10 protein-coding genes are annotated in these 12,003 nt (G+C 50.6%); 3 read left to right on the forward strand and 7 right to left on the reverse strand.

The genetic code is table 11. The annotated features are described in order from the left end of the window. The first annotated feature begins 31 nt into the window (after window positions 1-31). Window positions 32-889, forward strand: a complete 858-nt coding sequence (locus BFO_RS07765; protein ID WP_014225118.1) for an enoyl-ACP reductase FabI — start codon at window positions 32-34, stop codon at window positions 887-889. Window positions 890-994: 105 nt separating this feature from the next. On the opposite strand, the gene hcp is transcribed toward BFO_RS07765, so the two are convergent. Continuing rightward, entirely contained in the window at window positions 995-2,641 is a 1,647-nt protein-coding gene (gene hcp, locus BFO_RS07770) for a hydroxylamine reductase (RefSeq protein WP_014225119.1), read from the reverse strand. Window positions 2,642-2,895: 254 nt separating this feature from the next. Then, window positions 2,896-4,704: a translational GTPase TypA gene (gene typA / locus BFO_RS07775; RefSeq protein WP_014225121.1), complete on the reverse strand. Its 1,809-nt coding sequence runs from the start codon at window positions 4,702-4,704 to the stop codon at window positions 2,896-2,898. 149 nt (window positions 4,705-4,853) lie between these two features. On the opposite strand from typA, the gene rpsO reads away from it, so the two are divergent. Further along, a complete protein-coding gene (rpsO, locus tag BFO_RS07780; RefSeq protein ID WP_014225122.1) occupies window positions 4,854-5,123 on the forward strand; it encodes a 30S ribosomal protein S15 in 270 nt (89 codons plus the stop codon). 135 nt (window positions 5,124-5,258) lie between these two features. Here the strand turns inward: rpsO and BFO_RS07785 are convergent, their stop codons facing one another. After that, entirely contained in the window at window positions 5,259-7,349 is a 2,091-nt protein-coding gene (locus tag BFO_RS07785) for a KamA family radical SAM protein (protein ID WP_014225123.1), read from the reverse strand. Window positions 7,350-7,538: 189 nt separating this feature from the next. Between BFO_RS07785 and BFO_RS07790 the strand changes: the two genes are divergently transcribed. Continuing rightward, entirely contained in the window at window positions 7,539-8,186 is a 648-nt protein-coding gene (locus BFO_RS07790) for a Crp/Fnr family transcriptional regulator (protein ID WP_014225125.1), read from the forward strand. A 97-nt stretch (window positions 8,187-8,283) separates the two neighbouring features. Here the strand turns inward: BFO_RS07790 and BFO_RS15615 are convergent, their stop codons facing one another. The 4 genes from BFO_RS15615 to BFO_RS07805 all read right to left on the reverse strand — a co-directional run bounded on the left by BFO_RS15615 (window position 8,284) and on the right by BFO_RS07805 (window position 11,854). Continuing rightward, window positions 8,284-8,424 (reverse strand): hypothetical protein, encoded by a 141-nt coding sequence (locus tag BFO_RS15615; protein WP_014225126.1) that lies wholly within the window; start codon window positions 8,422-8,424, stop codon window positions 8,284-8,286. Between the two features lie 442 nt (window positions 8,425-8,866). Further along, on the reverse strand, window positions 8,867-10,021 hold the full coding sequence (locus tag BFO_RS07795; RefSeq protein ID WP_014225127.1) for a cytochrome d ubiquinol oxidase subunit II: 1,155 nt from the start codon (window positions 10,019-10,021) through the stop codon (window positions 8,867-8,869). 26 nt (window positions 10,022-10,047) lie between these two features. Next, the gene (locus BFO_RS07800; RefSeq protein WP_014225128.1) at window positions 10,048-11,598 is read right to left on the reverse strand and encodes a cytochrome ubiquinol oxidase subunit I; all 1,551 of its coding nucleotides are present in this window, start codon (window positions 11,596-11,598) and stop codon (window positions 10,048-10,050) included. Between the two features lie 22 nt (window positions 11,599-11,620). Then, the gene (locus BFO_RS07805) at window positions 11,621-11,854 is read right to left on the reverse strand and encodes a DUF4492 domain-containing protein (RefSeq protein WP_041590785.1); all 234 of its coding nucleotides are present in this window, start codon (window positions 11,852-11,854) and stop codon (window positions 11,621-11,623) included. Window positions 11,855-12,003 lie beyond the last annotated feature (149 nt).

Here is a 12,003-nt window from a genome sequence, read left to right on the forward strand (position 1 = left end):
TCTTTGCCTCGGATTTTAATAGGAAAAGAAAATGAGTCATCATTTATTAAAAGGGAAAAGAGGAATTATCTTCGGAGCATTAAACGATATGTCCATTGCCTGGAAGGTGGCCGAGCGTGCCGTCGAAGAAGGGGCAAGGATTACTTTGACCAATACGCCGGTGGCAATTCGTATGGGCGAAGTCAAAGCTTTGTCGGACAAGTTGCAGGCAGAAGCGATTCCGGCCGACGCCACGAGTGTGGAAGATTTGGAAGAGGTCTTTTCACAGTCGGTGAAAATTCTTGGCGGTCCGATTGATTTCGTGTTGCATTCCATCGGTATGAGTCCGAACGTACGCAAGAAACGTACGTATGACGATCTCGACTATGATTTGTTGTCGAAGACACTCGACGTCTCGGCCATCTCATTTCATAAAATGTTGCAGGTAGCCAAGAAGCAGGAGGCCATTGCCGAGTACGGATCAATCGTGGCGCTTACTTATGTGGCGGCACAGCGTACGTTTTTCGGATATAACGATATGGCTGATGCAAAGAGTTTGCTCGAGTCGATTGCCCGCAGTTTCGGTTACATCTACGGACGGGAAAAGAACGTGCGGATCAATACGATCTCGCAATCGCCCACGTTGACGACGGCCGGGAGCGGTATCAAAGGCATGGATCACTTGATGGACTTTGCCAACAAGATGAGTCCGCTCGGCAATGCGACGGCCGACGACTGTGCGAACTACTGTATCACATTGTTCTCCGACCTGACCCGTAAGGTGACGATGCAAAACCTCTATCACGATGGCGGATTCTCAAGCATGGGTATGAGCCTGCGCGCCATGAATCAGTACAGCAAGGGGCTCGAAGAGTATACCGATGAGAGCGGAAAAATCGTTTACGGATAACGCATGCGGCGTATTCGGACGGTCATGTCCGGAAAAAGCATGAGAAAGCCGTCTCGACCGAAAGGAAGAGACGGCTTTCTTGCTATTGTGTTCTCTACTTTCTTCTCAGATGCAGAGCTTCAAATCTTCCTCGACGGTGGTGATACCGGCAAGGCCAAACGTATGGACGAGCACTTGCGTTACACCGGGCGAGAGGAAAGCCGGCAGTGTGGGGCCGATATGAATATTTTTCACCCCGAGACTGAGTAAGGCGAGCAATACGATAACGGCTTTCTGCTCGTACCACGCGATATTGAACACGATCGGAAGGTCATTGATATCGTTCAGTTCGAACACTTCTTTCAGTTTCAGTGCCACAACGGCCCATGTATAACTGTCGTTACACTGTCCGGCATCGAGTACGCGGGGAATACCGTTGATGTCTCCCAGATTCAACTTGTTATACCGGTACTTTGCACATCCGGAGGTGAGGATAACCGTATCTTTGGGCAGACCTTTCGCATAATCCGTATAATATGTACGGTGGGGGAAACGTCCGTCACATCCACTCATAACCACAAATTTGCGTAATGCGCCTGACTTGATGGCTTCGACAATCCGGTCGGCCAGTTGCAGCACCTGACGGTGTGCGAAGCCGCCGATAATCGTTCCGCTCTCGATCTGAACAGGCGGTTCGCATTGCTTGGCGATCTCGATGATTTCGCTGAAATCTTTTTCTCCGCCGGGTCCTGTGTGGATGTGTTTACAGCCCGGATAGCCGGACGAGTTGGTCGTAAACATACGGCTTACGTACGTGTTTTTAGGCAAGGGTGGCACAATGCAGTTGGTGGTGAAAAGAATCGGCCCCTTGAAGGTCTCGAACTCCTCGCGTTGTTTCCACCATGCGTTGCCGTAATTGCCTACGAAGTGTTTGTACTTCTTGAATGCCGGATAATAGTGCGCGGGTAACATTTCGCTGTGCGTATAGACGTCGACGCCTGTACCTTCGGTCTGTTTGAGCAACGCTTCCATATCGTGCAGGTCGTGTCCGCTGATCAGGATGCCGGGACGGTTGCCCACACCGATGTTTACTTCCGTCATTTCCGGGTTGCCATATGTCGAGGTATTGGCCTGATCGAGCAAGGCCATCGTCTTGACCCCCACCGACCCCGTCTCAAGCACGAGGGCCGTAAGCTGTTCGCCGTTGAGTTCACCAATGGTTATGTCGCTCAGCGCACGTTCCATAAACGCATAAATCTCGTCGTCTTCATATCCCAGACGCATGGCATGCTCGGCATAGGCAGCCATTCCTTTAAGACCGTAAATCACGAGTTCTTTAAGCGAACGCACGTCGGCATTCGTCTCGCGCAAGACTCCTTCGACAAATCCTTTCTCTTCATACTCATCGACTACGGGAGCCCATACCACCTCTTCTGCATCGTACGGAGGCAGTCCCGCCTCGGCAACCTGTTGTTTCAGTTTGTCCCGCAGCGCGAAAGCACGTTCTACCCGAGCACGGATGCTCGCCTTGTCGAAATTCGCATTCGTGATCGTCGAAAACAACGCGTCGACCACCAGATGGTCGACTTCACGTTCTGTTTCCTTTCCGGCCCGGCGGAGGCCGGTAGTTAACACCCCGATGCCGCGAACGGCAAACAGCAACATATCCATCATGGCAGAGAGATCGCTCTTCTTACCACAAACACCCTGAACCGTGCAACCGGTCCCCTTAGCCGTTTCCTGACACTGGAAACAAAACATCTTAGCATCCATATCCTTCAATTTTTTTACATGTAACATCAATAAATTTCATGATGCAAATATCCGGATAGGTCTGTTCTTCAAATGTCACTTATGTGACAGAGCTGTTTTTTTATTGTTTTTTGTGAGAGAAATGCCCATACGTCTTGCGCAGACGTTCGTCAAGTATCCGAAAGTCTTCGCGAGCTTCACAAATCTCTTCAACGGCGATCGAACATCTCCGCGCACCCCACGCGATATTCGTTTTTTGCCCCGACATGTTTGGTTTATTCTGCCACCGCTTTTTGCTGCCGCTTGCGTTCGTTTTCGTCAAGGAGGATTTTGCGCATGCGCATAAAGTGAGGGGTCACCTCCACGTATTCATCGGCCTTGATGTATTCGAGCGCATCTTCAAGGCTGAAGACGGTTGGGGGGGCCAGCCCCACCTTCTCGTCCGAGCCGGAAGCACGCATGTTTGTCAGTTTTTTCGATTTGGTGACGTTCACGACCAGATCGCCTTCTTTCGTATGTTCGCCGACTACTTGTCCGGCATACACCTCTTCGCCTGGTGCGATGAAAAATCGTCCGCGCGACTGCAGGTTGTTGAGTGCGTATGCAAACGCATTGCCGGTTTCCATCGCAATGATGGAGCCGTTTTGGCGACGCTCGATAGGTCCTTTCCACGGCTGAAATTCGAGGAAACGATGTGCCATGATGGCTTCGCCGGCCGAGAGAGTAAGCACGAGGTTGTTCAGCCCGATGATGCCGCGCGAAGGAATGGTGAAGACGAGAAAGACACGCTCGTTCTTACTCTCCATCGACATCATTTCGCCTTTCCGCTTTGTCACCACATCGATGATTTTGCTGGCGCATTCTTCGGGCAGATTCACCGTCAACTGTTCTACCGGTTCGTGTTTAATGCCATCGATCTCCTTGATAATCACTTGCGGCTGTCCTACCTGCAGCTCGTAGCCTTCGCGGCGCATCGTCTCAATAAGCACCGACAGATGCAGTACCCCGCGCCCGAACACGTTCCATGAGTCGGCCGACTCCGTCGGTTCTACGCGCAGCGCGAGGTTTTTGTCCAACTCCTTCGTGAGGCGTTCGAAAATATGGCGCGACGTAACAAACTTCCCATCTTTGCCGAAGAACGGAGAGTTGTTGATCGTGAAGAGCATCGACATCGTCGGCTCGTCGATAGCGATCGTCGGCAACGCTTCCGGCTCGTTGGCGTCGGCAATCGTCTCGCCGATCTCGAAGCCTTCCACCCCGATCACGGCGCAGATATCACCGGATGGCACGGCTTCTACCTTTTTGCGCCCTAATCCTTCAAACACATCGATCTCCTTGATCTTTGAGCGCACGAACGAACCGTCACGCTTGCAGAGCATGATATCCTGTCCTTCAAGAAGCTCACCGCGATGGACGCGCCCCACGGCGATTCGTCCCACGTATTTGGAGTAATCGAGCGAAGTGATCAACATTTGCGATGCTCCACGAAGGGTTTCCGGCTCGGGAATATATTGAATGATGGCATCGAGCAACGGATAAATATCTTCTGTCGGTTGCTGCCAGTCGTCCGACATCCATCCCTGCTTGGCCGAACCGAAGAGGGTCGGGAAGTCGAGCTGTTCTTCTGTGGCGTCGAGGCTGAACATCAGATCGAAGACCATCTCCTGTACCTCCGACGGACGACAGTTGGGTTTATCGACCTTGTTGATGACCACGATCGGCTTCAGTCCGATCTGAATAGCTTTTTGCAGGACGAAGCGCGTCTGCGGCATCGGTCCCTCGAACGCATCGACAAGCAGCAGGCAGCCGTCGGCCATATTGAGCACCCGCTCCACTTCGCCGCCGAAGTCGGCATGCCCAGGCGTATCGATGATATTGATCTTGTAATCCTTATAGTTAATGGAAACGTTTTTGGCGAGAATCGTAATCCCCCGTTCGCGTTCCAGATCGTTACTGTCTAAAAACTGATCCGGTTCGGCCTGTCCTTCGCGGAAAAGCTTACCGGCCAGCAGCATCTTGTCAACCAGCGTCGTCTTGCCATGATCCACATGGGCAATAATAGCGATATTTCTAATTTTTTGCATAGATAACCTGTTACTTTCGGGGGCAAAAGTAAGCATAAAAATTCAGCGACGCGAAAAAAAAAGAGGTCGGAAACGTTTGTTTGTCCGAATAAAAGCCCTATCTTTGTAGCCGCTTAAATAAAATGGTATTAATTTATTCAAAGTAGAACATGTATTTAGATTCAGCAAAAAAAGAAGAGATTTTCGGGAAATACGGAAAATCGAAAGCCGACACCGGATCGGCGGAAAGTCAGATCGCGTTGTTCACGTACCGCATCAGTCATCTGACGGAGCACATGAAGAAGAACAAGAAAGACTTCAACACTTCGCGCGCATTGAAGATGCTCGTAGGGAAGCGTCGTCGTCTGCTCGACTACCTGATGAAGATCGATATCGAACGTTATCGTGCCATCATCAAAGAACTCGGCATCCGGAAGTAATCCGGACATCCGAACACCACGTATAAAAAAGCAACTGTCCTTTTGCGGGCAGTTGCTTTTTCGGTATAATTTGCTTTGAGCTGATTGTTAATTTTTAATGGTCAATGGTTATGGGAAAGTGAAAAACTCGGTTGGTCAGAGAACGCAATGGCTGTATTCCGGGGTGGTCCGGAGGTCGCTTTTCGGATAATCGTAGAGGGGGAAGCGAGATTCCGTCTTGCCTTCGGTAAAATGCCAGATGTCGGCGTAATGTTCCGGTTTCTCGCCCATTTTGTGAAGTTGGAGCATATACTGCAGGATGGATTTGTTCTCACGAATAAAGACCTTGCCGATGCGTCCGATCATGGGGCTATGTCTGCGCGTATGATCGTGATCAAACTCCAGCACTCGTTTGCCGTCGGGGGTGATGCCTGCCAGTGTGAAGGTCATGCTTTTGCCGATTCCGGGGAGGTTGAGTACGTTTCGGTCGGTTGCCACAAAAGGGAGGTCCCTTGCTTCGCAGAAGTGCCGGATAGCATCACCGCGGTCGTTGCTGTTGTGGAGGAGCGAGAGAAATTCGGCTTCGGTTTTGCGGTCAAGCTTGCCGAGCGCTTTCTCTTCCTGCTGTTCCTGCATCGAGCGGCTGTTAGGTGCAAATACAGCATAGTTCTCTTCAAACCCTTTCACGGAGAAGGTGTAATAGCAAAGCACGCCGAGCGCATTGAGGGTCTTGCGCAGTTTGGCTGTGTGTCCGCGACGCGAGGCAGCCACGTTGTAAACGAGTTGATTCGTAATGCTCCATCCGGTCGAGAGGATGCGGCGGAGGGCTTCGCGCGCTTCGGGGGTCACTTCGAGCGGTGACTGAAAATGGGTTTGGATGACAAACTGTTTGATCCCTACGGCCGATGCTTTGGCTTTGAATTCGCGCAGAATGGTCAGCAGCTCGTCATTGATCCGCATGGGCAAGTAGACCGGCAGGCGCGAGCCGAGCCGTACACGCTGCATCTCGGCATATTTCTCGCCGTTGGGGCGTTTCAGGTTCGCATTTCGTTTGTTTATCGCCATTTTGTAGACGGCATCGAGGATATGGCGCAGCGTTTTGTTCTGGCTCATCAGCGCATCGCCTCCGGTGATGAGGATATCTCTCAGTTGCGTATCTTCTTCGAAGTATTTCATTAGTTTACGTAATCGTATCTCCCAGCTTTCTTTGGGCTTGAGGTCTTCGAAGTTGAAATTCAGACGTTCGCTTTGGAAGTCGTACATGCGCTGACACGATGCGCACAGTCCGCCACATGCGCGTCCCATGGAGTCGGGGATGAGGATAGCTACTTCGGGGTAGCGGCGGTGGATGTTGTGTCCGTCGGGGAGTAACCATCCTGCGGCATTCGGTTTGCCGACCTCGATTACGTCTTCTTTCTCCCAAGCGCGTATCTTACCGTATGTATCGACAAGCTCGGGCGAGTACAGCACATAGCTGCGCAGCGTCTGATCGTCATAGCCCCGCCCGGTGGGATTCAGCAACGACAGGTAATAGGGCGTCACGAAGACCGGAATACCTTTCTCCCGCGCCTTGCGGTAGGTCTGCATCGTTTCTTCGGACAGCGTATGTCCCAGCATCCGGTTCAGTTCGTCGGCGTTCTTTACGGCAAACGTGAGGTGAAAACGATGGTCGTCCCACCATGTGCTCATGAGACACCGTTTTTCTTTGTCACTGCATCCTTCGGGAAAGACGTAACGGTTTGATGTGGAGTGCCGTCGTTCGATACGGTGGATAAGCTGTTCAATAATTCGTTCTTTGTTTTCACGTCGTATGGTGCGTACGTCTTTGCTCAGCCCGCTCGGCCAGCGTTTCATCCATTGCAATACCTGAGTCGGCGACGGGGTGGAGCGCTCCGGTGCATGGAGTCGCATGAACTGGTGATAGAGATCGGTCAGGAAGTCGACGGAGACGTCATGATCGTCATGCAGCCGTCCGGCCAGGAATTGCCGGAGGAGCGAGAGAGTCTTTAGCTTGATCTCGGACTCGGTCGAGAGTTCGAAAATGGTTTTGCCGTCGTATGCGATTAATCGCGCGATATTTCGCACGCCATCGGGATGGAAGTTTCCGGAGAGTAGCAGTTTGTTCAGCCGCTGTTTGAACTCGGTCTCGTCGCGGCTCGACGAAGCGAGTGCAACAATGTGCGGAAGATCGTGCTCGAATCGACTTCGTATATCCTGGTGAGGGGAAAGGCAGTATTTGTGTTTCATCTGCGTCGTGTTTTGGAGTGTTATGTTTGCAAATATAACGAAACGGACGCGGATAAGCAAAATTTTTGATCGGTATCAGGCGTTGGGATGCAAGTTTCCCTCTCCCCCGATTTTTTGTTTGCCGGGTACGGACGCATATTTCCCAATATTCGGCAGAGCAGACAATGAAAAAAACAGTATCTTTGTCGTATGATGCTTATTCAAGAATTAACAACATACTGTACGTTATTTCAAGGCATGCAACCGGAAACGGTCAAGGACTTGCTTGATCGCTACGGCTATGCGCTCCGCTCGTATCCCGAACAGTCGTTTCTGGCGATGCAAGGCGAGATGTGTCGTTCGTTGTTTATTCTCTGCCACGGCCATATCAATGCTTTGATGATTAATCACGAAGGGCGTCAGATTATTGTCGAGCAATTTACGGACTGGTCGGTGCTTGCGCCTGCTTTTCTGTTGGCTACGCACAACGTCTTCCCAGTCAATATTGAAACCACGTCGCCCTGCGAAGTGCTTGTGCTGAACAAGGACACGCTGCTCAAGATGCTGCATGCCGACTTGCGTATGATGGAAAATTTCTTGCGCGAAATTTCGGACAAGTGTGCCGTACTGACCGGACGACTCCATAGCTTCGCCCTGAAATCGCTTCGCGAACAATTGTTGCAATATCTTCACACGCGAGAGCACTACGGAAAACAGCAGGAAATCGCCGATCGGTTAGGCGTGGCGCGTCCTTCACTCAACCGCGTGTTGCAGGAACTGTGTCACGAAGGAATCGTTAAACTCGAACACGGAAAAATCACCCTGCTGAAACGCTCGCTTCCGAAATCCGATTCATAAAAAGAAAGGGCGTGCCGTGTTGACACTCCCCTCTGCACTTCTCTCAACTTTCGAAGAGCTGAGACTGCTAACCACTGTAAAAATTACGAATGACAAATTACGAATGACGAACGCCTCCTCCTGTCATTCCGAACGTAGTGAGGAATCTTGCCTCGAACGCTTCGGCGTTCGTCCATGGGCCTCGGGCGGTGAGCCGTCGGGAGCAGTGAGCAGGACGAAAGAAAATCAGGTTGTCCAAAGTGGATAGAGCTATCTAATTTTTAGGAATTTAAGTGTAGTAACGACGTGTGAAGCGCACGTAGCCTTGACCTTTGGGTTACTTTGGGGTCAAGCCAAAAGTGACAGAAAAAGATTCATCGCTGACGCTCTGAATGACAAAAGACAATGCAACACCTCAACAATTAAACACCTTAACAAAAAACAATCACTAATTCAGGCTTGCAGCCCTCTTATCGGGGGTGCATCCTTTTTCCCAACACTTTGCTTCTTTTACAGCGTTCAGTAGTCAGCCAACGATCAAACAACTCAATATTTCAGCCCTATCCCGTAAGGGTGGGGTATCCATGCCTATACCTTGTTTAAGGGGCTGTAAGCCTGAATTAAATAAATGGTTAATGGTTGTGCGTGGTACACACGAATCATGTACCCGGCATGACAATCAACAACAGACAACTATACATTTAATATGTATGTTCTCCCTCGCGTATCTCCTGATCGTTGATCTTATGCAAATCTAACGCCCGCCATGCATAGAAGATATACGCCAGCACGAACGGAATCAGGAACGAAACGTACATCATCGTCTGAAGGGTAAAATGGCTCGACGAACTGTTTTGAATCGTTAAGGAGCTTTGCAGATCGACCGTCGACGGATAGTACGCCGTATGATTCCAACCTGCACAAAGCAACAACGCCAGCACTGTCAGTACCGTCCCTGCCCCGGCGAACCAGATCCCTTTGACGTGATATTTCGAGAGTATCGTGTTGATGATACCGTAAAGCACCAGTACGACTCCTGCGAGGAAAAGTACCAGTACGACCGGCATCTCCAGCAGATTGTTCAGATATTTGTACGGTTGCATGAAGATTTCTTCTGTCTCCGGCTGTACCGCATACCCTTCCATCGTCATCAGACGACCGACAAACAGGAGGAAAAAAACGAGAAACCCGCCTACTTCGATTGACAGACGCTTACGGCAGTGCTTATCCACCTCGTCGTCTTCGATGTTATTCACGAAATAAAGGACGGCCAATACCCTCGCCAGAAAGAATACGGCTGCTCCGAGGCACAGATTCCAGACTACCGTCACGGCCTCCAGACCATGCCACGGCGTGGCCCAACGCGAAATCACCGGCATGCTTACCTCGGTGAGCTGTGTCTTATCGATCACGAACTCGGCGCCCGTAAAAAACGTGCCGACCGCCGTGCCGACCAGCAGCGGCCCAAGCACTCCGTTAATGATCAGAAAAATCCGGTAGGTTTTTTTTCCTAAGAGGTTACCTTTTTTAGCCTGAAATTCGTATGAGACGGCTTGCAACACAAAGCAAAGCAGAATCAGCGTCCACACCCAGTAGGCGCCTCCGAAGCTCGTCGAATAAAACAGGGGAAACGACGCGAAGAAAGCCCCTCCGAAGGTGACCAGCGTCGTGAATGTAAACTCCCACTTGCGACCGATCGAGTTGATCAGCAATTTCTGCTGTCTTTCCGTCTTTCCTATCGTAAACAGCAGCGATTGACCGCCCTGCACAAACATCAAAAATACCAGCAGCGCTCCCAGCAACGAGACCAGAAACCACCAATATTCTTGAAGAAACTGATAACTTATTTGATTCATAGTGTTTCGTTTTTAATTGGTTGTCATTATTCGGAAATTTCAGGGCCTTTCTTGATGGCCTTTGTCATGATGCCGATCTCGGCAATAAGCAGGATCGTGAATAGTATGAGGAACAGGAAGAACGTCAACTGCACCGAACCGGTTGACAGTTTCGATACGGCTGCTCCCGTCGGCATCAGGTCCTGGATCACCCACGGCTGCCGCCCTACTTCGGCTACGACCCATCCCGCCTGACTGGCAATGTAAGCCAACGGGATAGACCAGAGAGAAACCTTTTGCAGCCAGCGATGTTTCGTGATTTGTTCTTTCCGTCCGAGTACCAGCACCAGTACGAAAATCAACATAAAGAAAAGTCCTAATCCGACCATCACGCGGAACGAGTAAAACGTCAGCGCCACCGGCGGGATCAGTTCGGCCGGATCTTTGATGTAACCGTAGCCGAAATAGCGGAAGTTTTCTTCCAAAGTAGAACGGCTCGTCTGCATCGCCGCCTCGTCACCGGCCTTGACGGCTTTCCGATAATCGGCCATTGCCTGAATTGCCAGTCTCCCGCGCGCCATCTTCTCCTGTGCCGATATCGTCACACCATCGCCCGAAGGATAACTGCCGTCGATAAGGTCGCCGATACCGGGTACAAACGCGTTGGGATCGCGTTCCGTCAGCAACGATAACAGCTTGGGGATGCCGATCTTTCCGATGAACGGGGCCTCGTTATCGTTGTACGCTTTCTTCGACGGATTTAAGACCCCGACAGCCACCAGCTCTACTCCGTTCGAGCCCTTATACAAACCCTCCATCGCAGCCAGCTTCATCGGTTGATATTGTCCGACGCAGTAAGCCGAACCATCGCCCGTCCACATCAGTAATACGGATGATACGAGACCGAATATCGCACCGATCTTTATGCTTTCCGTCGCAAATTGCCGCTGACGGTTCCGCAGCAGGAACCACGAGCTGACACCCACAACGAACACCGCGCCAAGCACCCAGGCGGAGAGTACGGTGTGGAGGAACTTATTGATCGCTACCGGCGAGAAAGCAACCGCCCAAAAGTCGAACATCTCGTTCCGCACCGTGTCCGGATTAAACTGCATGCCGATCGGATATTGCATCCACGCATTGGCTACCAGAATCCAGAAGGCCGAAAGGGTTGCACCCGTAATCGTCAGCCAGGTAGAAGCCAGATGCGCACCTCTGCTGACCTTGTTCCAGCCAAAGAACATGACGGCGATAAACGTGGCTTCCATAAAGAATGCCAGAATACCTTCGATTGCCAACGGAGCGCCGAAGATATCGCCTACGAACCAACTGTAGTTCGACCAGTTCGTGCCGAACTCGAATTCCAGGATCAGACCGGTAGCGACTCCAATCGCAAAATTGATACCGAAGAGTTTCATCCAGAATTTGGCTGTTTCTTTCCAAAACTCTTTTCCGGTACGGTAGTAGATCGTTTCCATCACGGCCATCACAATTCCCAGCCCGAGGGTGAGCGGAACGAATAGCCAGTGATAGATAGCCGTCAAGGCAAACTGCGCCCGCGACCAATCAACCAAAGAAGAATCTAAATTTTCAATCATCGTGTTTTATTTTAGTCATTTATTAATTTGATGGATTTAACGCTCTCTCAACGAGTTCTTCCGAGACATAATGCTCTTTTTCTGCCGCCGTGTCGAACCGGTTCAGGTATCGTGGGAAAAAGAAAATTTTCAGGATCACAAACATAACGAACAGCTTAATCAAAATCAATATCCAAAGTGTCCTTCCCCAAGTCATTGACCTGAAGCCCTCAACATAGAATCGGAAGATACGCATCGACAGATTGCGATAGTTCATGACATTGTATCGGTTACAAAATTAATACCTATGCAAATGTAGTTTCTTTTTTGGAAACATGCAACACCCGCATCTTTTTTATAAATTTGCACAAAGGAACATAACCCTCTAATAAGATAAATATTATACGCATGGATGTTGATCTCAGA

It is taken from the genome of Tannerella forsythia 92A2, assembly GCF_000238215.1.
GTDB classification, from domain to species: domain Bacteria; phylum Bacteroidota; class Bacteroidia; order Bacteroidales; family Tannerellaceae; genus Tannerella; species Tannerella forsythia.

What these genes read in the sequence shown, in the direction of transcription:
- BFO_RS07765 (WP_014225118.1), top strand. Translation starts at nt 32, where the DNA reads ATGAGTCATCATTTATTAAAAGGGAAAAGAGGAATTATCTTCGGAGCA.
- hcp (WP_014225119.1), bottom strand. Translation starts at nt 2,641, where the DNA reads ATGGATGCTAAGATGTTTTGTTTCCAGTGTCAGGAAACGGCTAAGGGG.
- typA (WP_014225121.1), bottom strand. Translation starts at nt 4,704, where the DNA reads ATGCAAAAAATTAGAAATATCGCTATTATTGCCCATGTGGATCATGGC.
- rpsO (WP_014225122.1), top strand. Translation starts at nt 4,854, where the DNA reads ATGTATTTAGATTCAGCAAAAAAAGAAGAGATTTTCGGGAAATACGGA.
- BFO_RS07785 (WP_014225123.1), bottom strand. Translation starts at nt 7,349, where the DNA reads ATGAAACACAAATACTGCCTTTCCCCTCACCAGGATATACGAAGTCGA.
- BFO_RS07790 (WP_014225125.1), top strand. Translation starts at nt 7,539, where the DNA reads ATGATGCTTATTCAAGAATTAACAACATACTGTACGTTATTTCAAGGC.
- BFO_RS07795 (WP_014225127.1), bottom strand. Translation starts at nt 10,021, where the DNA reads ATGAATCAAATAAGTTATCAGTTTCTTCAAGAATATTGGTGGTTTCTG.
- BFO_RS07800 (WP_014225128.1), bottom strand. Translation starts at nt 11,598, where the DNA reads ATGATTGAAAATTTAGATTCTTCTTTGGTTGATTGGTCGCGGGCGCAG.
- BFO_RS07805 (WP_041590785.1), bottom strand. Translation starts at nt 11,854, where the DNA reads ATGAACTATCGCAATCTGTCGATGCGTATCTTCCGATTCTATGTTGAG.